This is a genomic window from Ruminococcus albus 7 = DSM 20455 (assembly GCF_000179635.2).
GTDB lineage: Bacteria > Bacillota > Clostridia > Oscillospirales > Ruminococcaceae > Hominimerdicola > Hominimerdicola alba.
This window is the reverse complement of the sequence record NC_014833.1, coordinates 188767-211166: the sequence shown is the minus strand read 5'-3', so window position 1 is coordinate 211166 and position 22400 is coordinate 188767. Positions and strand designations below refer to the sequence as shown.

19 protein-coding genes and 1 tRNA gene are annotated in these 22400 nt (G+C 47.0%); 13 read left to right on the top strand and 7 right to left on the bottom strand.

What is annotated here, in order from left to right; genetic code table 11:
• Positions 1-82 precede the first annotated feature (82 nt).
• Genes RUMAL_RS01035 through RUMAL_RS01005 form a run of 7 tightly spaced genes read right to left on the bottom strand, consistent with a single transcriptional unit; the run spans position 83 to position 7955 of the window.
• Positions 83-601 (bottom strand): DUF2262 domain-containing protein, encoded by a 519-nt coding sequence (locus tag RUMAL_RS01035; RefSeq protein WP_013496955.1) that lies wholly within the window; start codon positions 599-601, stop codon positions 83-85.
• A gap of 25 nt (positions 602-626) precedes the next feature.
• Positions 627-1157, bottom strand: coding sequence for an inorganic diphosphatase (locus tag RUMAL_RS01030; protein WP_013496954.1), 531 nt, complete (start codon positions 1155-1157; stop codon positions 627-629).
• 40 nt (positions 1158-1197) lie between these two features.
• The gene (locus RUMAL_RS01025) at positions 1198-1755 is read right to left on the bottom strand and encodes a hypothetical protein (RefSeq protein ID WP_013496953.1); all 558 of its coding nucleotides are present in this window, start codon (positions 1753-1755) and stop codon (positions 1198-1200) included.
• Positions 1756-1784: 29 nt separating this feature from the next.
• Positions 1785-2030, bottom strand: a complete 246-nt coding sequence (locus tag RUMAL_RS01020; RefSeq protein ID WP_013496952.1) for an acyl carrier protein — start codon at positions 2028-2030, stop codon at positions 1785-1787.
• Positions 2031-2032: 2 nt separating this feature from the next.
• Positions 2033-3814 carry an HAD-IIIC family phosphatase gene (locus RUMAL_RS01015; protein WP_013496951.1) on the bottom strand — a complete coding sequence of 594 codons (1782 nt, stop codon included), beginning with the start codon at positions 3812-3814 and terminating at the stop codon, positions 2033-2035.
• A gap of 2 nt (positions 3815-3816) precedes the next feature.
• Positions 3817-6519, bottom strand: a complete 2703-nt coding sequence (locus tag RUMAL_RS01010) for a DHHW family protein (RefSeq protein ID WP_013496950.1) — start codon at positions 6517-6519, stop codon at positions 3817-3819.
• A gap of 14 nt (positions 6520-6533) precedes the next feature.
• Positions 6534-7955 (bottom strand): MBOAT family O-acyltransferase, encoded by a 1422-nt coding sequence (locus tag RUMAL_RS01005; protein ID WP_013496949.1) that lies wholly within the window; start codon positions 7953-7955, stop codon positions 6534-6536.
• Between the two features lie 496 nt (positions 7956-8451).
• On the opposite strand from RUMAL_RS01005, the gene RUMAL_RS01000 reads away from it, so the two are divergent.
• From RUMAL_RS01000 to RUMAL_RS00935, 13 genes are all read left to right on the top strand, one after another.
• Complete coding sequence (locus RUMAL_RS01000; RefSeq protein WP_013496948.1) at positions 8452-9135, top strand: hypothetical protein; 684 nt, start codon at positions 8452-8454, stop codon at positions 9133-9135.
• The gene (locus tag RUMAL_RS00995) at positions 9122-10066 is read left to right on the top strand and encodes an ABC transporter ATP-binding protein (protein ID WP_013496947.1); all 945 of its coding nucleotides are present in this window, start codon (positions 9122-9124) and stop codon (positions 10064-10066) included. Before RUMAL_RS01000 ends, RUMAL_RS00995 begins: the two co-directional genes overlap by 14 nt.
• On the top strand, positions 10059-11375 hold the full coding sequence (locus RUMAL_RS00990; protein WP_028504118.1) for an ABC transporter permease subunit: 1317 nt from the start codon (positions 10059-10061) through the stop codon (positions 11373-11375). Before RUMAL_RS00995 ends, RUMAL_RS00990 begins: the two co-directional genes overlap by 8 nt.
• Before the next feature lie 112 nt (positions 11376-11487).
• Positions 11488-12825 carry a germination protein YpeB gene (ypeB, locus tag RUMAL_RS00985; protein ID WP_013496945.1) on the top strand — a complete coding sequence of 446 codons (1338 nt, stop codon included), beginning with the start codon at positions 11488-11490 and terminating at the stop codon, positions 12823-12825.
• A 24-nt stretch (positions 12826-12849) separates the two neighbouring features.
• Positions 12850-13452 carry a rubrerythrin gene (gene rbr / locus RUMAL_RS00980; protein WP_013496944.1) on the top strand — a complete coding sequence of 201 codons (603 nt, stop codon included), beginning with the start codon at positions 12850-12852 and terminating at the stop codon, positions 13450-13452.
• Between the two features lie 138 nt (positions 13453-13590).
• A complete protein-coding gene (locus tag RUMAL_RS00975) occupies positions 13591-13800 on the top strand; it encodes a DUF1858 domain-containing protein (protein WP_013496943.1) in 210 nt (69 codons plus the stop codon).
• 359 nt (positions 13801-14159) lie between these two features.
• Entirely contained in the window at positions 14160-15227 is a 1068-nt protein-coding gene (gene uxuA, locus RUMAL_RS00965) for a mannonate dehydratase (protein WP_013496942.1), read from the top strand.
• A gap of 67 nt (positions 15228-15294) precedes the next feature.
• Positions 15295-16710, top strand: coding sequence for a glucuronate isomerase (gene uxaC, locus RUMAL_RS00960; protein ID WP_013496941.1), 1416 nt, complete (start codon positions 15295-15297; stop codon positions 16708-16710).
• A 47-nt stretch (positions 16711-16757) separates the two neighbouring features.
• Positions 16758-17510: a bifunctional 4-hydroxy-2-oxoglutarate aldolase/2-dehydro-3-deoxy-phosphogluconate aldolase gene (eda, locus tag RUMAL_RS00955; RefSeq protein WP_013496940.1), complete on the top strand. Its 753-nt coding sequence runs from the start codon at positions 16758-16760 to the stop codon at positions 17508-17510.
• Between the two features lie 4 nt (positions 17511-17514).
• Positions 17515-18522, top strand: a complete 1008-nt coding sequence (locus RUMAL_RS00950) for a sugar kinase (protein WP_013496939.1) — start codon at positions 17515-17517, stop codon at positions 18520-18522.
• 10 nt (positions 18523-18532) lie between these two features.
• The gene (locus RUMAL_RS00945; protein ID WP_013496938.1) at positions 18533-20137 is read left to right on the top strand and encodes a mannitol dehydrogenase family protein; all 1605 of its coding nucleotides are present in this window, start codon (positions 18533-18535) and stop codon (positions 20135-20137) included.
• A 119-nt stretch (positions 20138-20256) separates the two neighbouring features.
• Positions 20257-22212 carry a methionine--tRNA ligase gene (metG, locus tag RUMAL_RS00940; protein ID WP_013496937.1) on the top strand — a complete coding sequence of 652 codons (1956 nt, stop codon included), beginning with the start codon at positions 20257-20259 and terminating at the stop codon, positions 22210-22212.
• 95 nt (positions 22213-22307) lie between these two features.
• A tRNA-Arg gene (locus tag RUMAL_RS00935) sits at positions 22308-22381 on the top strand.
• Positions 22382-22400: the final 19 nt, after the last annotated feature.

Sequence of the window (22400 nt, the reverse complement as noted above, 5' to 3'; positions counted from 1 at the left end):
TCTTAGCAGCAATTATAGCACAACGATGGCGCAATGCTTCTATATCAGCATAGTCCTATAACGCAGCCTTTTTATTTCGTTATTATCTGAGATTATCTATTTCGACCTCAAAGGTTCCCTTATCTGTATAGATCACAGTAATATTGTAGATATCGTATATATCGGTATCCCACATGGTAAAGTGCGTACAACCGTCACGCATAACCGATATGCATTCAATGACCATCTTTTCAGGGAACAGTGTCTTTGACATCAGCATATGTTCGCTTTCGCTCATTATCATGCCCTCGCTGTCCGCCAGTTTATCCAGTGCAGCCATCTTTACCTTGTAGTCCATTTCTGCCCTGTTATTCATCAGCTGGGCGAATCTTTCAAAGCCCTCGCTCATATCGTCCGAACCGACAGCATTTGTTTCTATCGAAACATCACACTGTTCATCAGCATCATCATACCAATCTACCATGCCTTCGTATTCAAACGAGTTATACTTTATTCCCAGGTACATAAACGGTCCCCATGGGGTAGCTATCTCGCCTTCTCTGAGTTTCGGCTGCGGTTCCGGATTTTCCTTTTTGCCGAACAGTTTTCCTAAAAAAGACATACGCACTCGCTCCTTCCGCTATATGTCACTTGCAAAAACACTCGATATATCTGTCAATGCAGCTATCAATGGTCTTCACTGCTTCATCAACGTTCTTGACATCGTCTATGACGGTATCTTTGTTTTCCAGTGCCTTATATACCGTGAAGAAATGCTTCATTTCATCAAATATATGGTTCGGAAGTTCGCTTATATCCTTGTATACATTGTAAGTCGGGTCATTGAAGGGTATGCAGATTATCTTCTCGTCCGCCGCACCGTTATCCATCATCATTATCATGCCGATCGGATAGCATTCCACCAGTGAAAGGGGCTGGAGCGTTTCAGAACACAGTACCAGCACGTCCAGGGGATCGCCGTCCTCTGCGTAGGTACGTGGGATAAAACCGTAATTAGCAGGATAATGGGTGGATGTATACAGTATCCTGTCCATTTTCAGAAGTCCGGTCGCTTTGTCAAGTTCGTACTTTACCTTTGAACCCTTTGGTATCTCAACAACAGCTGTGAACTTTGTCTTTGATATCGCCTTGGGTGATATATCATGCCATATATTCATACTTTTACCTCCTTGTTCCGGTTTCGTAAGTCTGCAGTTCTTATTCAGCCATATACATTCCCGCATCAGCCAACAATGTAGGAAGGTCATATACTGTTATTCCGTCAGCCTCCACAGGGCTGAGTATACCCTCATCCTCATCGGACATATAGTCCCTCAGACTGTCTGCCTTTTCCTGCTTTACCGCACCTGTCCTGTCCAGCATCTCACAAAGCTTATCCGCTTTCACGCTGTCGCAGTATGCTGTAAATTCCTGGAATTCCCCGAACATCATTTCGTCCTCATAAGGGTATCCCCCGAATCCGAACCTTGAAGGGCCGTCATTCACAAGGATATCCCCGTAGTGGTCAAGTAATGCCAGTGCGACTTTTTTTGTGCAGTCGAGTATATAGGTATCATAGCAGTCCTCGCTGTCCTGTCTTGGCAGGTCTATAAAGAAGAAGACCTGCTTGGGCAGCAATTCTATATATTCCCTGGCACAGGTCAGTATCAGTTCAGCGCTGAGTATGCCGCTGATATTCCTGCCTTTACAGCTATAGCTGCTTTTCACTTTATCTTCCCCGGGGGAATACACCCCTGCACACAGTGTAAAACTCACACCGACACCTCCGTTTTCGGTATACGGGCTTACTTGCCCCTCTCCATTACTATCTTCAGCATATCGCCCACATTGTTCATGCCCGATACTTCGCCCATCTTGAACTTCATACCGAACTCATCCTCAACAGCGCCTATAAGTGTGATATGCTCGATGGAATCCCAGTCCTCTATATCATCTGCGGTAGTATTGGGTGTGATGTTCAGGCTGTCGTCATCGAAAACATCTCTGAAAACATCGGTAAGTCTTGTCATTGTCTGTTTAAGAAGAAGCATCGTTATCCCTCCGAATTTACTTTTATAGCCTTGTTGCGGTTTTCTTTATAGTCACAGAGTGCCAGCTTCCACACGGTATCGCCGTTCTCATTTTCACTCTGCTTATCGAAGCCCAGTTCACCGTAGAACTGTGCCACCATTTTATTCTTTGCCGTGGGATAATAGTAGCCCACTATTTCGGTGATGCCTGCATTTTCTGCATTTTTCACCAGTTCATCCAGCATGGCGTACTCCATGCCCCTTTTCAGCACCCTGCATGACATCAGCCACAGCTCCATATAAAGAACACTGCCCTCGATACGGCCTATAACTTCCGATACCACTCCGTTATCACCGTACTTGTCCACAAGCTTGCCATAAAGGGTGATGTACTCTGCGCTGTTCATGCGTTCTTCCATTTCAGTAACGGTGAAACGCCTTGTGGTCAGATTGAACTGATTGCTCTTTCCTGCCAGCTGTGCAAGACGCTGCACATACATGGGCTTGAAAGATGCTATCTCCGCATACATATCAAGACTTCTCAGATAATCATCGTAATCTGCAAATCTTGACTGTTCCTGCTTTCTCTGCATATTCGCGGCATACATCTCGTTGCGTTTCAGGTCATCCGCCGAAAGGCTGACCACCTCAAAAAACCCCGAACGGTCGATAACGCGGATATAATCGCCAACATTGTCCATATCAGGTGCAGAAAATCCACTTCCGCGGACTATCTCTCTTTCAGCCGGGTTATCGTCTGCCAGCACTATAGCTTCGGGCAGTATATCCAGCTCTTTCGCCGTATTTATAAGGTTTTCGCTCTTTGGCTCCCAGTTTGCCTTTATCACTGTAAAGTCCGAAGGTCTTAGTGCGCCCTCGGGATGTTCAAGCCCTGCCATAGCGTTTTCTTCCTCGTTCTTTGAACATACTGTCAGAAGGACACCTATGTCTTTGAGCGACTTCACATATTCCTGCCACTGATAATAAGCCATAGCCTCGGCAGTTTCCTGCCCTATGGTCAGGTTCTCAGCACCGTCATCACCGACGATGCCTCCCCAGAGGGTGTTGTCAAGGTCAAGGGCAAGTACCTTTTTATTTCTTCCGCATATGGCTTTTATGACCTTTGCGGCCTCAAAGCAGAGGTCGGGTATAAAGCGGATATTCAGGCTGTATTTGTAAAGATACCAGTACTGCGGGTCGCTCCATGCATCAAGTCCGCATACTGCCGACAGGTAGTTGATATCATTGAGATACACTCCGCTTGCAGCATTTATCTCCTCCGCCAGCCTGAGATTCAGCCTTGTGACGTAATTTACAAGACCTCTCTTATCGCTGCCGTCACTGTTGCCCAGAAGTCTGAAACCCGGCAGTTCAAAATTGTTCTGTACCACAGCACAGCCGAAGTTAGCTTTCAGGCTTTCCCACATCTGCTTATAGCCCGCTATCTCGTTTTCAAGACCCTCGGCTATATCAGCTTCCGACATTTTGGGTGTCGGCTTGAAAGTGAGATTGCGAAGCCCCGTATGCAGAAATACTATCTCGGGCTTGAAAGCCATAAGTTCTTCCGATGGGAACAGTGCTTCCTGCCTGTACTGGGCATATTCACATTCGTAGAACTCAGCTTTTATGCCATAGTTCAGCAGGAAAAGTTCCAGCACCGATACTATATCCGAGGTGGTAGACCCGCCCAGCACAGCTATGCGCTTGGTCTGTACGGGTGTTACCTCTTCGGTCAGCCGCCTTTTCAGCGACTTTTTCTTTTTCATTATATACCCGCTGTCAAAGGGGTATTCAAGTTCCTTCATAACTAATCCTCATAGCCGTCATCGGCATTATCGGTATTCTCATTATTTTCAGCGGCGCTGTCAGCATTTCCGTCTTCGGGTTTTGATTCGTTCTCATCAGGTTTCTCTTCGGGCTGACTTTCCTCGGGTTCATCCGACTGTATCTCCAAAGGCACTGCGGAATCCTGCACGCGGTTGTTGTTTATCGCGGTGATGTGCGTTTCAGTCGAGCAGGAAGTTATTGAGATGGAGAACAGCAGGTCGGTACAGCCTACCGCACGGCAGAACTCAATTGCGTTCTCGTCGAAGTATCTGAAATCACACACGTATATCTTCTCAAAGCTGTGTGTCAGGAAAGGCACCAGTGCATTACCGAAGCTGTCCTTGAAAATGACCAGCGTTCTGCCGTTATCGGCATCGGTAGTTATCTCAGTGATCTCTTCATCTTTGCCCAGTATTGCCGAGTAGCAGTTAACGCCCTCAGCAAAATCAAAGAACAGGCTGCCCTCTTCACCGTTTGTAAAATCGGTATTGTAGTACTTTGTAGTATAATTGTTATCGGGCTTATAGTAGATGAAAGTATCGGGATTAGCCTCCAGTTTGCTGTCGTAGTTGCTGTAGGCATACATCGTACCCAGGAATCCATCTATCTTGAACTTCTCATAAGTCTTGATATCTGCATACTTTACCCCTGCCTTTTCTGCAAACACCCTGCCTGCATAATAAGCACCCAAAGGCTGCCAGTGGTGGTCTGTACGGGAGTAGATGTACTCATTGGCATGAGCACCTATGGCATCAAATACATCAACGTTTATTATACCGCTCAGTTCGGATGCTATATTGTCGATATTATCCTTCTGATCGGCAACGATGTCCTTGAAATTCTTGGGCATATAGTAAGCCGCAGATGTTGGTATGGTCATGTTGTATACATTGACCTCGGGCATAGCTTCCTTGTACTTGTTTATAGTCTTGGCATAGAGCGCACCTGTCTCGAACATACCGTAATAGCCCGCTACTGCACGCACATCCTTGCCCTTTCCGAATACGATGACATCGCCTTCGAGCACTCCGTCATCAAGTATCTCAGGCAGCTTTACTACCTTCTCCTTTTTTGAAGTCGTAGTCTTCTTGCCGTCCTTGCCCTTGGCTTTAGTGGTAGTAACTGCCTTGGGATCGGTATTTGCGGTCACAGTTGTAACAGCAGCACGCTTTTTCTCATCAAGAGTTTCCTTTTCAGCAGTCTTGTGAGTACCACTTACCTTCGCACCGCCCAGGTCTATACCCTTCAGACGTTCATAAGCCGCGCCGAACTTTTTAAGTTCTTCACGTCCGGGGATAGTATCTGTGAAATAATCATCTATAGCCTTGGTATACTTTCCCGAGAAATAATCCTTTATGCTGAATGAAGGGAATTCTGCAAGATTCCTGTTCTCGGAATTAATAAATCCGCTCTCCCTCTCCATAAACAGCAGTGAGAAGAATATCACAAATATTATGCATATACACATTATGCAATTGATGAAGTGGAATTCCAGCTCATGCGTCTTGGACTTCTTGCGTTTTGAGAGATTCTTCTTCGGCATTATATACTTAGGATCAACGCCGTGACGCTGTGCCTTATCGGTGATCTGTGTGTGTTCGCTGACACCGCCCCTGCTGTATTCCTCATCGACCTTGCCCTTTTTCTCGGTGCGGATCTTCTTTATCATATCAGCAAAGTCGTAAGCATCATCGACACTGTGCTTCATTTCGGGAGTCTTGACTTCTTCAGCCTTTACCGCAGCAGCTTCTTCAGAAGCCGCATTTGCCTCCGTTGAGACCTGATTCACCACAGCAGAAACATCCGCCGAAGGCTTGTCCTCCACTGCTTTAACAGCATCATGCATCTCAGCCGTTTCCCTGACCGGGCTGAATTCCGCGGTCTTTTCATGCTCATCCGCTTTATCGGCAGGCTCAGAAACAGCCTGTGCTTTGGCTGTTTCAGTCTTTTCTGCTTTTTTGTCATGCAACGGTTCGCGCAGGTCATCAAGGTTCATTTTAGACAGCGGCATCTTCAGCGATACTGTACGCTTGTTAGGGCTTTCATCCTCAGTAGGATACCCAGACATATCCACTGTTACTTTCTGCTTGTTGACCCTGCGAGGCACCTCACGTACTCTTGCATCGCCCTGTGACCCCAGCTTCATCTGGAGTTCCTGTTTGCGTGGTCTTTCGTTCAGCAGCGGAACTACGCTCTTGCTTACAGGTCTGTCCATAGCCGCATCAACTACCTCATCAAAATCCGGTATTGGCTTGGGTTCAGAAGGCTTTGTCATAACGGGCAGCGGTGCTATGAAATCAGGCGGCAGCTGCTTTTGCACAGGCTGCTGTCTTTCAGGCTGACGATACTTTACAGGCTCAGCAGGGCGTTCTTCCGCCTCATCATCTATCCATACGCTCTTTTTAGGCTTCAGCAAAGGGTTGTCCGTCCATACGCTGTGACTGCGCTTGCGGCGGTCTGCCCTTATCTTATCTACTATCTTATCGTGCTCAGAAACACCCTCATCGGGGACAAAACTTTTCAGCTCACCAACAGGCTGGGTGTTCCTGTGTGCACGTACATTATCAGGAGTCGGTATATCCTTGCCGCCCAGCGTTACATCGTTAAGAGAACGCTCATACGCTTTTGTAAGCGCCTCCAGATCAAACGCCGGAGAGTGCTTGTTATTCTTATTATCCATCATTGTCACTCACCTGCTCAGAATCTGAAATAAAGGAACGGATTGTTTGTGTTGTTAAGCAGCAGCAGACTGCTCGCCAGCAGTATCAGTGCGTTGCTTATAACGCCTGCCGACTGGAAAATATATGCACTTCCCGGTTTTCTGAAAGCTTTCTCACGAAGCTTCGGGATAACCGGCATAGAAAAGAATATCGCTATAATGAACAGGAAAATATTTCCCATAAATATATTAGCGGTGTAGGAATCACAGAATGAATTGCCGTTAAGTCCCACAAGTCCCTTGAAGAACTTGCACAGCTTTGGCAGGCTCTCAAAATAGAATATGCCGAAGCCCAGGAATATTATCGTCTTGGTATAGATATGTGCCGCAGGTACGGGCATTTTCTTCATTTTCTTCTTGCCTATCATCATCTCCATCATGATGAACAGACCGTAGTAAAGTCCCCAGAACACGAAGTTCCAGCTTGCGCCGTGCCACAGACCAGTCAGGAACCACACAAGGAAAAGTCCGCCGTATTTGCGCCTTTTGCCGAATATCGGTATGTACAGCACATAATCACGGAAGAATGAACTCAGGGAGATATGCCATCTCTGCCAGAATTCGGATATAGTCTTGCATATAAAAGGATACTTGAAGTTCTCATCAAAATGGAAGCCGAATATACGTCCCAGACCGATAGCTATATCGGAGTATCCCGAGAAATCAAAGTAATACCAGAGTCCCACAAGTATAGCGCCGTACCATGTGCCCAACACTGAAAGCGAGTCTATTGCAGAATAGCCGTTATCTGCATCACCGAAAAGCGAGGTGACTACCGTACTCAGGCTGTTGGCGATAAGCACCTTTTTGCCAAGACCGAGTATTATCCGCGAGAATCCCTCTGAAAGATCGTTTATGGTGGTCTTTCTGTCCTCTATCTCCTCAGCGATGACGGAGTACCTTACGATAGGTCCTGCAACAAGCTGCGGGAAAAGAGATACGTACATCAGGAATTTCAGAAAACTCTTCTGCGGCTTTACCTTGCCCCAGTAGCAGTCTATAGTATAGGATATGGTCTGGAATGTGTAGAAGGATATGCCTATGGGCAGCTTTATGTGCGGCACAGGCAGCCCGAGTCCTGCGGCATTGTTGAGATTTTCAACAAAGAACCCCGTATACTTGAACCCGAACAGCAATCCCAGATTGAATATAAGTGACCATGCAAGCGCCATCTTCGCCTGCCAGCCTTCGGGATGTTTCTCGATGACTCGTCCGTTGTAGTAATCGACCAGTGCTGATACGCATAGTATGCTGACCCATACAGGTTCGCCCCATGCGTAGAATATCATTGAAAAGACTATTAGTACAATATTGCGTATCGTTGCGTTGCGTGTGATGAAATAACATATCAGACACACAGGCAAAAAGAAATACAGAAAAAACAGATCTGCAAAAACCACGTTATACTACTCCCCGCCATGTAAAAATTTCCAATAATTCACCGAATTATACAAAATCGGTCATATACAGTTATTATACCACTTATTTTCTGTCAGGTCAACCTTTTTTCATAAAAAAGTGAAAAAAATCGGACTTGTTATCTATCATCGGTTAAACATTCTTCCTATTACTATATTTATAAACTATAATATACTGATTAAATTTTGTCTTAAATTTATCTTAAACTCGAGAAAAAACTATTGCTTTTTTGTTAAGTTCGTGTTATAATCATAAACGTTATTGATATTCGTTCAAAAATGTGGTTATCACTTCAGCACACCGCTTAACATATCAATACAACGAAGTACATTTATTGATGAGTATTCTTCCGATGCCGCAGCAGAGGCAATATAATACCACCGATCATTGTTACAGTCTGTCAAAAAGTTATTCAGCGCAGTGCGTCAGTGTGATAACCTTATTTTACAATTTCAAAAGAAAGAAGATGGTTAGAAAATGAAGTTACGACTTGACCGCGTGAACCGAGGAGTGGTGCTTGGCATTTTGCTGGGTGCAGGCACCGCTGTGTATGTTATTGTTCAGAACATTATGTTCAAAAGCAATATCCCCGAGATACAGGAACGTGCAGAGGAGATAGGAAGAACGATAGCCGAGGCAAATATCGGTGATAACCGCGAGGGTGTAAAGCGTATGCTGGCTTCCCGTATACAGGATAATTTCATCAACAAAGCATATTCGCTTACCGTCGATGAAGCAGAAAACGGACTTGTAATGAACAAATCTGCTTTGCTTTTAGATCTTGAATCTTCGACCGCCGACAATACAGGTAACGACCGTGTAAACTCCGCAGAATACAAACAATTAAAAGCATCCGTATCAAAATGGGGCATAGACGGTGCTGAAATCTGGGTAACATACACAATGAGCTGTGATATCGACGGTGTACCGTTCCTGCAGCTGCCTGCATACAATATAGGCACCGCATGGGATGTGCGCGACAAAAGCAAATGGGATTGTAATAAGCAGATCACTGTCAGCGGCTCATACAATATGATAATGCAGAAGGAAGACGGGGTCTGGAAAGCTGTAAAAGTATCAAGATCCGATGATGATTATCCTAATGTCGATATACAGTATCCCGATCAAAACGAGGGAGGTGAAGCTGATGGACAAGAATAATGTAGTCCTGAGCATAAAGGGGCTGAACAAGACCATCGGCAAGAAGCATATCCTACATGATATTGATCTGGAGTGCTATGCAGGCGAGGTCTTCGGTTTTCTGGGACCAAACGGCGCAGGCAAGACCACTACCATAAAAATCGTAGTGGGACTCCTGCTTCTGGACGAAGGTGATGTAAAGATCTGCGGACACGATATCACCAAGGAATTTGAAGCTGCTATGTATAATGTGGGCGGTATAGTTGAAAATCCGGAGTTATACAAATTCATGACGGGCAAAGAAAATCTCAGACAGTATGCCCGTATGCGTGGACTGGACTTTTCAGAGATCGACAAAGCTGTCGAGCTGGTAAAACTATCCAATCGCATAAACGATAAGGTATCAAAGTACTCCCTGGGTATGCGCCAGAGGCTTGGTGTTGCACAGGCACTTATGCACAAACCAAAGCTCCTTATACTGGACGAACCTACAAACGGTCTTGACCCCCAGGGTATCAAGGAACTTCGTGATATCCTGAGAGATCTTGCTCACAAGGACGGAGTGTGCGTAGTGGTATCATCTCACCTTATGAGCGAGATGGAAATGATGTGTGACCGTGTTGGTATAATCGCAAAAGGCAGTATGATAGGCACTTATACTATGGAGGAGATAATCTCCCAATCACAGGGAAACTCCACCGAATACATAATTGAGACCGATGATGCCGAAAAGGCGCTGGAGATACTCGACACCGACAACATAACCGCACAGGGCAGTATGCTCTATATCAAGCTTGACAGCACCAACGCAAAAGCGGATATAGCTGAAGCAATAAAGAAGATGGCAGGGAACGGCATGAACATCTACTCCGTACACCCCAAGGAAAGCAAAAAGCTCGAAGAGGTATTCATAGAGCTCACAGGAACGGAAGGAGATGGACAGATTGGGTAAGTTTTTTGCACTCGTTAAAAACGAGTATATAAAGTTATACAAAAAGCCTTCAACAAGGATACTGCTGGTGATCTTCCTGGCAGCTTGCCTGTGCTTTGCACCGCTGATGAAGCTGATAGACCATTACGCTATCGGGGATATCGACAGTAAAACAACAGACTACAGCGAGCACTATGCGAATAGGATGGAAGATAAAAAGTTGGAATTGGAAAACTCACCCGATATCCCGTTTCGCGATTACAAGCTGGAACTTATCGAAGCTTTCGACCCGGCATCGGACTGGCAGTATAGAGCCTGCACGCAAGGTATGTACTCTGATTCCAAGCGTGAGATACAGACAATGACTATGTTTTGCAAGACCGATGACTGGCGTGGTTTCATGACATACACTGCAAACAGCATGGATGCCTCCACCGGTGAGCGATGGGCTTGCAATTACAGGCTTGAACACAATATAGACTACAGCAGCAAATTCGACGAACAGAATAAGATAATAAATCAAATTGCAAACGGCATGAACGGAGAAGCGTTCGACACTACCGGCAGATCTCAGCAGGAAATCGTTATGGTAGGTATGTATCAGCTTGAACATGAGGTATACGAAGACACTTCGTATAAACCCAGTTCACTGTTTGATATCACCCCATACGAGCACTTTGATTTCTGGGATGTAATGATAAAGATACCCTATGTTGAAAGCTTTATCGGAATCATCATGATCGTGATAGCAGGCGGCATCGTATCAAGTGAATTCAGCCAGGGCACTATAAAATTTCTGCTTATAAGCCCTGTCAAGCGTGAAAAGATACTTATGGCAAAATATTTCACCGTGATATCATTGGGCTTTTTGATGATGCTGGTAATGTTCCTGATAAACATACCTATCACGGGATTATTGTTCAGCTTCAAGGGTATAACGGCTCCATATATCAGTGTCATTGACGGCGAGGTAATTGCACAAAGCACATTCGTTTATCTTATAAAGTCTTTCATGCTGAAGAGCGTTCAGGTTATCATATCCACAACACTTGCATTCACGCTGTCCTCATTAGTAAGAAGCACCGCACTTGCTGTGATCACAGGCTACATACTAAATTCCATAGACGTTGCATTGGTATCTGTAATGTATTCCTTCAATCTGGACTGGGGCAGATATCTTATATTCGCAAACACCGATCTGCTTAACATTTACAAGGGTACATCGGTGTTCCCACAGCACTCCCTGGGATTTGCACTCATAGTTATCATCGCGCACATGGCAGTATTCCTGCTTACAGCATGGGACAGCTTTACAAGACGTTCCGTATAAAACAATTATCATCAAACGGATGGAGAACTCGTATTCTCCGTCCGTTTTGTTTTGCATAATCCTTTTGCATCGTGACATACTATATTCAAGATCATGTAAAGGAATGATGCTTATGCATATAACAAAACGCGGACTGATAAAAATGTCCCTGCTGTCATTATCAGCGATCACTGCGCTATCGGTAAAAAATGTTTTGCTGACAAAACGTGCAGATACTGCTCAGCGTGCAGTGAACAATTCTTACTCTGCCGCTGTCGAAGAGCTTGCAGGCAGCTGCGAGAACATCTCAAACTCACTTGAAAAACAGCTGTATTCCGCATCGGGACAAGTACAGCAGGCTATCGCAGCCGACCTCTGCCGCGATGCTTCCGCCGCCCGTTCAGCCCTTGCAAGACTTCCCGTAAGTCAGCTCGATCTTGAAAACACTAACAAGTTTCTCTCACAGGTCGGAAATTATTCTATGGCACTGTCAAAAAAACTGCAAGACGGCGAAAAGCTAACCTCTGAGGAATACAGCAGCATATCAGACCTCTGCAGGTTCTCAAAGGCACTGAGCGACAGGCTGTGGGAGCTGGAAGGGGAAGTAGCTGCAGGCGGACTATCATTTGAACAGGCTGAGGGCGTTATGGCTGACGAAGAACCGCCCCATGTCACCGAGGGCTTCACCGACTTCGAGAGCAGCTTTGACGATTACCCCAAGCTTATCTATGACGGACCTTTCTCCGACAATATACTTGAACAGACACCGCACATGACAGCAAATGCCGAAGAAGTCAGCGAGGACTACTGCCTTCGGAAAGCTTCTTCGGCACTGGATATCAGCGTATCAGACCTTACCGACACAGCAGAGTCAGAAGGTAAAATGCCTGCATGGCGATTCTCCGACGATAAAGGCGGAGCATTCTGCGAGGTAACAAAGAATGGTGGATATATCTCATATTTTCTGAAGATGCGCAATGTTGACAGTACAAAGCTCGATAACGACACTGCCGTACAAAAAGCCGAAAGCTGCCTACAGGATCTGGGTATACTGTCTATGGAGAAGACCTACTATGAGATACAGGACAATGTTATGACCGTGAATTTCTGCTACAGCGATCTTGGCAGACGTATATATCCCGATCTTGTAAAGGTATCGGTGGCTATGGATAACGGTGATATACTCGGCTATGATGCCAGGGGATTCCTGACGAACCACCGCAAGCGCGAATACGATGACAAGATATGCTCCGTCCTTCGTGCGAAAAAAGAGATATCTCCAAGGCTGAGGGTACTGAGCGACCGAATGGCAGTCATACCCACTGACGGAGGAAACGAAGTACTGTGCTACGAATACACCTGTCAGGCAGCAAGCGGACGCAGGGTACTGGTTTATATCAACGCAGTAACCGCTGCTGAGGAACGTGTGCTTCTTCTTGAAGAAAACGAGAACGGCACCCTAACCATATAAATGGATACAGAAAGGAACAATGATATGAATTTAGCAGATTCCGTGACCCGTGAAAACCTTATGAAAGCATTTGCAGGCGAAAGTCAGGCACGCAACAGGTACACCTTTGCACAGAAAAAGTTCGCTGCACAGGACTACGCAGTATCAGAGCTGTTCGGTTTTACTGCCGACCAGGAAAGTGCCCACGCACAGGTGTTCTACGATCATCTGAAAGATCTTTCGGGGCAGCAGCTGGAGATCTGTGCAGACTATCCCGTGGATATAAGCAGTGACCTCCTTACGGTGCTTGATATGTCAGCAGAACATGAGCGGAACGAATCAGGGACTATCTACCCCGAATTTGCCCGCATCGCCCGCGAGGAGGGCTTTGCCGACATCGCCCGTGATTTTGAGAACATCGCAAAGATAGAAAATGCCCACGCCGAAAGATTTTCAGCTTTTGCAGAGCTTATCCGCCAAGGACAGCTTTACAGCAGTGATGAAGAAGAAGTCTGGGTATGCATGAACTGCGGATTTATACTTTCAAGCAGCAGTGCCCCCGAAGAATGCCCCGTCTGCGGTGTACCTCAGGGATATTATATCCGCCTGTGCATGACAAAGTGGGGCATGGACTGCAACAGTATCTGAATACGCACTCAAACCGGACGGTTGTGAACAAAATATATAAAGTCTACTGAAATTATCCAAATTTTGTATCCCTGTATCTTTACATTTGCAGAAATATATGTTATAATGTATCAAACGACCGAAAAGGAGGAATTTCAAATGGCATATTCAGTTACTAAGGATACTGTTATCGGCGATATCCTCGATACAGATTTTGATGTTGCACCCCTGTTTCTCGAAATAGGAATGCATTGTCTTGGCTGTCCCGCATCCAGAGGCGAAACTATCGAAGAGGCTTGCGCTGTACACGGCACAGACCCCGATGCACTGGTTGAAAAGCTCAACGCACACTTTGCTGCCAAGGCTTGATACTGAAAACTAAACAAAGCGGCTGCGGCGGATATACCGTCACAGCCGCTTTTGCATTTATGCCATTTACTGTGCAGGATCAGCCGCCTTTAAGATAAATCATTATGCAAGGATATCAGTACAGTAAATTTAACAAACAACATAAGTAATTTTTATCTCGGTAATATTAGCAGCGAAATTAACCTTTAATCAGAAACGCAATAATCGGTAAGTTCATTTCCCCATAGTAGTCGATTACATCCCATAACATCGGTTTTATGGGCGTCATCGTGCATCTGTACAAAAAGCTAAACTTCACTTGAAAGCGCAACATAAGTGTAGTATAATACAGATAAATAATAATGATGGGAGGAACGCACATGAAAATGTCATTCCGCTGGTACGGCACAGGCAATGACAGCATCACTCTTTCGCAGATACGTCAGATACCCGGTGTCAGCGAGATAGTCTGGGCACTGCATGAAAAGCAGCCAGGCGAAGTCTGGGAAAAAGACGAGATACAGGCTGTCAAGGACGAACTGGACAAGTACGGTTTCGGCATGAGCGTGGTAGAATCCGTGAACGTTCACGATGATATAAAGACCGCAGGCAAGAACAGGGATCTTTATATAGAGAACTACAAGCAGACTCTCCGCAATCTCAAGGATTTCGGCGTTAAGGTAGTCTGCTATAATTTCATGCCTGTTTTTGACTGGACGAGGACGGATCTTTTTCACCCCCTGCCCGACGGTTCAACTGCGCTATATTACGAAAAAAGCAAGATAAAACAGGATCCCGAGGAAATGGCAGCATACATCCTCAAGGAAACAAAAGGATATACCATGCCCGGCTGGGAACCCGAAAGACTGGCAAATCTGAAAGAGCTTTTTGCACTTTACAAGAATGTTGACAAGGAGACTCTATGGGCAAACCTGAAATACTTCCTTGAAGAGCTTATGCCTGTATGTCACGAGTGTGATATCAAAATGGCTATACACCCCGACGATCCGCCCTGGGATATCTTCGGGCTGCCACGTCTGCTGACCGATGAAGCTGCAGTAGACCGTTTCCTTGATATGGTAGACGATCCCTATAACTGCCTGACACTGTGTTCGGGTTCACTGGGTTCAAACCCGGATAACAATGTAGCTGACATCGTGCGAAAGCACTGCGACCGCATAGCATTCGCACACATACGCAACGTGAAGCATTTTGACAACGGTGATTTCAGCGAAACATCCCACCGCGACTGCGACGGTGATGTGGGTATACTGGATATCATAAAAGCCTACCACGACGGCGGATTTGACGGATATATCCGCCCTGACCACGGCAGACACATCTGGGATGAAAAATGCCGTCCGGGATATGGTCTTTATGACAGGGCACTGGGCATAATGTACATACTGGGTGTATGGGATATGCTGGACAAGCTGGACGGAAAATAATCAATGAATCGGGTGTTCCGTATCTTATGCGGGACACCCTGCCTTAAATGATACAGGAAGGTATTTTATGGAAAACGCAAAACGACCATTTATGGATAAAGATTTTCTTCTCGATACCGAAGAAGCACGTATACTCTTCCACAAGTATGCTGAGGATATGCCTATAATCGACTACCACTGCCATATCGACCCAAAGGATATCGCAGAGGACAAAAACTTCGACAGCATCACCGAACTATGGCTTGGGGGCGACCACTACAAGTGGCGTGCCATGCGTCAGTGCGGCATAGCCGAGAAATACATAACAGGCAAAGAGGACAGCTGCAAGCGTTTCATGCTGTGGTGCAGAACCCTTTCGCAGGCTGTGGGAAGCCCGCTGTATCACTGGAGCTATCTGGAACTGCAGAGGTACTTCGATTGCAGACTTGCCATAAACGAAAGTAACGCAGATGAAATATTCGATATGTGCAACAAGAAACTTCACAGCGGAGAACTCTCGGCAAAGAAGATAATACGTATGTCTAAGGTAAAAGTCATAGGTACAACGGACGATCCATGCGACGACCTGCGTTGGCATAAAGTGATAGCCGAGGACAAAGCGCTCGGATGCAAAGTCATACCCACATTCCGACCCGACAAGGTGCTGCTTATAGAAGACAGCGGTTTTGCCGATTATGTACGTGCACTGGGAAAAGCTGCAGACGTTGAGGTGAACAGCTTTGAGGACTTGAAAAAAGCTCTGTCAGCGAGGATAGATTTCTTTACAAGCATGGGATGCAAAAGCAGCGATCAGAGTACGGTGATGTTCCCCTGCATACCAACAGATGCGACCGAATGCGAGCACATTTTCCGCAAGGGCATGGCAAATGAAGACCTCACCGAGGAAGAACGTCTTGGATTTATTACCGAGATCATGCTGTTCCTCGGAAAGGAATACCGCCGTCACGGCTGGGTCATGCAGCTGCATTTCGGGGTGGCAAGAAACTCCAATACCCGTATGTTCAGATCCGTTGGCAGAGATGCGGGATTCGGCCGCATACACAGTGATGCGCCCATAGAGAGCCTTGCGGCTTTTCTTGATGAACTTGACAAGACCGATGATCTTCCCAGAACAGTACTTTACAGCCTTGACCCTACAATGAACACCGCTATTGATGTACTGGCAAAATGCTTCAATGATGAGGGAGTATACGGGAAAGTTCAGCACGGCGCGGCATGGTGGTTCAATGATAATCTTGGCGGCATGAAAGATCATCTGCGAAGTTTGTGCGAACAAGGCGTACTCGGGAATTTCATCGGTATGCTGACGGATTCACGCTGTATGCTTTCGTACACAAGGCACGAATATTTCAGACGTATACTATGCGCATACATAGGCAGGCTTTGCGCTGACGGCGAACTGTACCCGGACGAAGAAAACCTTGGTGAGATCGTTAGAAATATCAGCTTCAACAATGCCCTGAAGTTCTTCGGGCTGGGATAAAACGAATCATCATTCATAGCAAAGATCATAAAAGAGGTACATGATATATGGATAAGATGTTGGAAGAACTTGGTAAAATAGGAATAATCCCCGTGGTTGTGATAGAGGATGCCGAAAAAGCTGTACCGCTGGCAAAAGCTTTATGCGAGGGCGGTCTGCCTGCGGCTGAGGTAACTTTCCGCACAGCGGCGGCTAAGGATGCTATCGCGGCTATGTGCAAAGCTTTCCCCGAAATGATAGTCGGTGCCGGCACAGTGCTGACAGTAAAACAGGCTGAGGATGCACTTGCGGCAGGTGCGAAGTTCATCGTTTCACCGAATTTTGATGAAGCGGTAGTAAAGCTCTGCCTTGAAAGGAACGTCACCGTACTGCCGGGCATAGCTACGCCCTCGGAACTTGGAAAGGCAGTTGCTATAGGACTTACAGAGGTTAAATTCTTCCCTGCGGAACAGGCAGGCGGACTTGCCATGATAAAGGCGATGGCTGCGCCCTTCGGCGGAGTGAAGTTCATGCCTACAGGCGGACTGAATACAAAGAACATCGGGGAATACCTTGATGCCCCTGAGGTCATAGCCTGCGGCGGAAGCTTCATGGTGAACAAGGCATGGATAGCCGCAGGGGATTTTGAAGCTGTACGCAAGGCGACCGAATCAGCTGTGGACATTATGCTGAAAGTAAGGTATGTCGGTACAGATGAAGAGGGTGCAAGCGTATTTGCTGCCAAAAAGCCCGAAAGAACTTTATACCACATGGCACGCAGAGGTCATATCGGCACAGGCATAAGTATAATACGGGGGTGACAGCATGAGATTTGTAACTTTCGGTGAGATGCTGCTAAGGCTATCTCCTGTGGAACACAGACGTTTTTTGCAGGCAGACAGCTTTGAAGCGGTATACGGCGGCGGAGAAGCAAATACCGCTGTATCACTGGCACAGTTCGGGTGTGATACCAAATTCGTCACAAAGCTCCCCGACCATGAAATAGGTCAGGCAGCCATAAACACACTGCGTCAGTACGGTGTCGATACCTCCGAGATACTCCGTGGCGGTGACAGGATAGGTATATACTACCTGGAGAAGGGTGCTGCACAGCGTCCCTCAAAGGTGATATACGACAGGGCAGGTTCATCCATAGCGGCATCCAAGGCAGAAGAATTCGACTGGGAAAGGCTGCTTTCGGGGACTGACTGGTTCCACATAACAGGTATAACTCCCGCCCTTTCGGCAGAGTGTGCAAAGGCTTCGCTTGAAGCTGTTAAGACTGCGAAAAAGCTGGGCGTAACAGTCAGCTGCGATATAAACTTCCGCCGCAAGCTGTGGGATAAAGAAACCGCAGGAAAGGTCATGGCCGGTATACTGTCGTATACAGACGTATACATCGGCGGACGAGATCAGGCGGAGGAACTATTCGGCATACCGACCAATGCCAGCGATGACAGCGACTATGAAGCGTACAAAGCTGTAGCCGAAAAACTGAAAGAACGATTCGGCTTCAAGAAAGTCGCAATAACCCTGAGGACTACACTTTCATCCGATGAGAACAAATGGGCTGCACTGCTGTACGATGGTACAAACCACTGTTTCAGCCGCGAATACCGTTCGCTGATCGTTGACCGTGTAGGCGGCGGCGACAGCTTTGCTGCAGGGCTGATATATGCACTCGGTGAGGGTATGGACACACAGGCTGCAGTTGATTTCGCAGCTGCTGCAAGCTGTCTTAAACTCTCGGTGGAAGGCGATTGCAACATCATAAGCGCAGATGAAGTAAAAGCACTGGCATTCGGCAGCGGTTCAGCGCAGGTACAAAGATAAGGAGATCATCATGAAGCTATCAACGGAAAGCATAGTCAACAACAAACAGGCATGGGAAGACAAGGGCTTCATAATGCCGGGATATGATACGGAAGCTGTAAAAAAGCGCACGCTGGATCATCCTGCATGGATACACTTCGGCGGCGGCAATATATTCCGCGGATATATCGCCTGCCTTCAGGACGAACTGATAAAGAAAGGCGAGGCTGAAAGCGGCATTATCACGGTGGACAGCTTTAATACCGAGACTATCGAGAAGATATACGATCCATTCGATGATCTGGTGCTGCTGGTGGGACTTCGTGCTCAGGGCGATAGATATCTGCGTGTAATAGGCAGTATCGGCGGCGCACTCTGCGCTAAGGGTGAAGGCTTCGGTCAGCTTAAAAAATATGCCGAAAGCAGTTCCCTGCAGATGATATCATTCACCATCACCGAAAAAGGCTACGCTGTAAAGGATATGAACGGCGATGTATTCCCATTTGTGAAGGAGGATATAAGCGCAGGACCCGAGGGCAGCCTGAACTCTGCTATGGCTGTTATCGCGGCTATGCTGTATTTCAGGTTCATAGCAGGCGAAAAGCCACTGGCTTTGGTCAGCATGGATAACTGCAGCCGCAACGGCGACAAGCTGCGCGCAGGGGTGATGTTCATAGCCTGTGCATGGGCTGAAAATGGTCTTGTCAGCCAAGACTTTATCACTTATCTTGAAAGCGGCAAGGTCAGCTTCCCATGGTCTATGATAGACAAGATAACTCCACGTCCCGACAGCGGTATATGCGATGAACTGACCGCTATGGGCATTGAGGGAATGCAGCCTGTAAGGACCGCCCGCGGAACTTACATAGCCCCCTTCGTAAATGCCGAGATGCCTCAGTATCTCGTGATAGAGGACGATTTCCCGAACGGCAGACCGCCCCTTGAAAAGGCAGGAGTATATCTGACCGACCGCGTGACCGTTGACCGCGCAGAGAAGATGAAGGTAATGACCTGCCTTAATCCCCTGCATACGGCGCTTGCAATATTCGGCTGTCTGCTGGGTCACAAAAAGATAGCCGAGGAAATGGAGGACACCGACCTCAGAAAGCTGGTATACCGCCTTGGATACAACGAGGGTCTTCCCGTAGTTGTTGACCCCGGTATAATCCGTCCCGAGGATTTCCTAAGAGAAGTGCTGGAAGAACGTCTGCCAAACGGCAACCTGCCAGATACTCCACAGAGGATAGCCACCGATACCAGCCAGAAGCTTGCTATACGCTTCGGTGAAACGATAAAGGCTTATGAAGAAAAGGGCGATACCTCAACACTTGAACTTATACCACTGGTTATAGCGGCATGGTTCAGGTACCTGACCGGTACAGACGATAACGGCGAGGCTATGGAACTGAGTTCCGACCCGATGCTGGAGTATATGCAGAAGACCGTCCGCAAGGAATGGTACGGGAACGTATGCGATGGCATAAAAGTACGTGAAGTGCTGAAAAACAGCACCCTGTTCGGTACCGATCTGGTAAATGCTGGTCTTGCGGATAAGATCATATCTTACCTCGATAAAATGCTGGCAGGCAAAGGCGCTGTACGCAAAACCCTCAGCGAAGCCGTAGGCAAAGACTAACAACAAAGCTGCACGAATCACCATATCGTGCAGCTCTTCTTTTTTGGCAAAAAACGCTTGCAATTGATTTTATTATGTGGTATAATAGTATAGTGACATTCTTGACAGGAGGTCTTTTTATGGCTAAGGAAAAATTTTATATAACAACAGCTATCGCTTATGCGTCTAAAAAGCCCCATATAGGCAACACCTATGAGGTCGTATTCACCGACGCTATCGCCCGCTTCAAAAGGATGCAGGGCTATGACGTTTTCTTCCTCACAGGTACGGACGAGCATGGCATGAAGATAGAAGGTCTTGCTAAGGAAGAGGGTATCTCTCCCAAGGAGCACGTTGACAAGGTAGCAGGCGAGATAAAGGATATCTGCAAGTGCATGAATATATCTTACGACGGCTTTATCAGAACTACCGATGAACAGCACGAAAAGGTAGTTCAGAAGATATTCAACAAGCTTTATGAGCAGGGCGATATCTACAAGGGTTCTTACGAGGGTATGTACTGCGTACCCTGCGAGAGCTTCTGGACACAGTCACAGCTGGTTGACGGCAAATGTCCCGACTGCGGACGTGAAGTAAAGCCCGCACATGAGGAAGCATACTTCCTGAAGCTTTCCAAGTATCAGCAGTGGCTGGAAGATTACATCGAGACACATCCCGATTTCATCGTTCCCGAGAGCCGCAAGAAGGAGATGCTCAACAACTTCATCAAGCCCGGTCTTCAGGATCTCTGTGTTTCGAGAACAACTTTCACATGGTCGATACCTGTTACATTCGACCCCAAGCACGTTATCTACGTATGGATAGATGCGCTTTCAAACTATATTACAGCACTGGGCTATGATCCCGACGGCAGCAGCGAGCAGTTCAAGAAGTACTGGCCCTGCGACTGCCACGTTATCGGCAAGGATATAATGAGATTCCATTCTATCTACTGGCCTATCATGCTTCATGCACTGGGCGTTGAGATACCCAAGAAGCTCTTCGGTCACAACTGGATACTCTTCGGTGAGGACAAGATGAGCAAGTCCAAGGGTAACGTTATCTATGCTGATGAAGTTGTGGATACCTTTGGTGTTGACGGCGCAAGATACTATCTGCTTAGCGAGATGGGTCTTAACGGTGACGGTTCAATAACTTACGAATCACTTATCGAGAGATACAATTCCGACCTTGCAAATACTCTGGGCAATCTGGTGAACAGAACTGTTGCCATGACCAAGAAGTATTTCGGCGGTGAGATACGTCAGCCCGAGGTGAAAGAGCCTGTTGATGACGAGCTTATCGCTCTTGCAGTTGAAACTCCCAAGAAGGTGGCTGACCTTATCGACCAGTACCGTATGGCTGACGCTATGGAAGCTATAATGACACTGGCAAGACGTGCAAACAAGTACATCGACGAGACAGAGCCGTGGGTACTGGGCAAGGACGAAGCCAAGTTCGGCAGACTTTCCACAGTTCTCTACAACCTGCTTGAAACTATCCGTTTCCTGGGTGTTATACTCGAAGCATTCATGCCAGAGACAAGCGAGAAGATACTCACTCAGATCGGCACAGATGTAAAGGGCTTTGACAGCCTGAACGAATTCGGCGGGCTGAAAGTCGGCAGCAGTGTGGGCGATCCTGTTCCGCTGTTTGCAAGAATAGACGCTGCTAAGTTCATGGAGGAAGCTGAGGCTAAGATGGCTGCACAGGCAGCAGCTGCTGCGGCTGAAGAAGCTGCTGACGCATTCGAGCCTGTACCTCTTGCAGAGCAGATCACAATTGATGACTTTGCAAAGGTCGAGCTGAGAGTGGCAGAGGTCAAGGAATGTGAGAAGGTAAAGAAGTCCAAGAAGCTCCTTTGCTTACAGCTTGATGACGGTTTCGGCGGCAGACAGGTAGTCAGCGGTATAGCTGCATGGTACAAGCCCGAAGACCTTATCGGCAAGAAGGTCATCATCGTAGCAAACCTGAAGCCTGTTACACTCTGCGGTGTTGAATCCAACGGAATGATCTGCGCAGCAGATGCTCCCGACGGTTCTGCAAGGGTGATATTCCCCGACCAGACACTGCCTAACGGTGCTAAGCTGAGATAAAAAATATGACCATATAACAGAATAGAAAAGGTATCCGCCCGCGTTCCAAAAAACGTCTTGGGCGGCACCGATACTATTCATTTTTCACTAATTCCGCGTCCGTAGCTCAGCTGGATAGAGCGTCAGACTCCGACTCTGAAGGCCGCAGGTTCGACTCCTGTCGGGCGCATTTAAACAAGCCCCGCATA

Bases quoted from the DNA above. Each gene is read 5' to 3' on its own strand.
- RUMAL_RS01035 (WP_013496955.1), bottom strand. From the start codon at position 601: ATGTCTTTTTTAGGAAAACTGTTCGGCAAAAAGGAAAATCCGGAACCG.
- RUMAL_RS01030 (WP_013496954.1), bottom strand. From the start codon at position 1,157: ATGAATATATGGCATGATATATCACCCAAGGCGATATCAAAGACAAAG.
- RUMAL_RS01020 (WP_013496952.1), bottom strand. From the start codon at position 2,030: ATGCTTCTTCTTAAACAGACAATGACAAGACTTACCGATGTTTTCAGA.
- RUMAL_RS01015 (WP_013496951.1), bottom strand. From the start codon at position 3,814: ATGAAGGAACTTGAATACCCCTTTGACAGCGGGTATATAATGAAAAAG.
- RUMAL_RS01010 (WP_013496950.1), bottom strand. From the start codon at position 6,519: ATGATGGATAATAAGAATAACAAGCACTCTCCGGCGTTTGATCTGGAG.
- RUMAL_RS01000 (WP_013496948.1), top strand. From the start codon at position 8,452: ATGAAGTTACGACTTGACCGCGTGAACCGAGGAGTGGTGCTTGGCATT.
- RUMAL_RS00995 (WP_013496947.1), top strand. From the start codon at position 9,122: ATGGACAAGAATAATGTAGTCCTGAGCATAAAGGGGCTGAACAAGACC.
- ypeB (WP_013496945.1), top strand. From the start codon at position 11,488: ATGCATATAACAAAACGCGGACTGATAAAAATGTCCCTGCTGTCATTA.
- rbr (WP_013496944.1), top strand. From the start codon at position 12,850: ATGAATTTAGCAGATTCCGTGACCCGTGAAAACCTTATGAAAGCATTT.
- RUMAL_RS00975 (WP_013496943.1), top strand. From the start codon at position 13,591: ATGGCATATTCAGTTACTAAGGATACTGTTATCGGCGATATCCTCGAT.
- uxuA (WP_013496942.1), top strand. From the start codon at position 14,160: ATGAAAATGTCATTCCGCTGGTACGGCACAGGCAATGACAGCATCACT.
- uxaC (WP_013496941.1), top strand. From the start codon at position 15,295: ATGGAAAACGCAAAACGACCATTTATGGATAAAGATTTTCTTCTCGAT.
- eda (WP_013496940.1), top strand. From the start codon at position 16,758: ATGGATAAGATGTTGGAAGAACTTGGTAAAATAGGAATAATCCCCGTG.
- RUMAL_RS00950 (WP_013496939.1), top strand. From the start codon at position 17,515: ATGAGATTTGTAACTTTCGGTGAGATGCTGCTAAGGCTATCTCCTGTG.
- RUMAL_RS00945 (WP_013496938.1), top strand. From the start codon at position 18,533: ATGAAGCTATCAACGGAAAGCATAGTCAACAACAAACAGGCATGGGAA.
- metG (WP_013496937.1), top strand. From the start codon at position 20,257: ATGGCTAAGGAAAAATTTTATATAACAACAGCTATCGCTTATGCGTCT.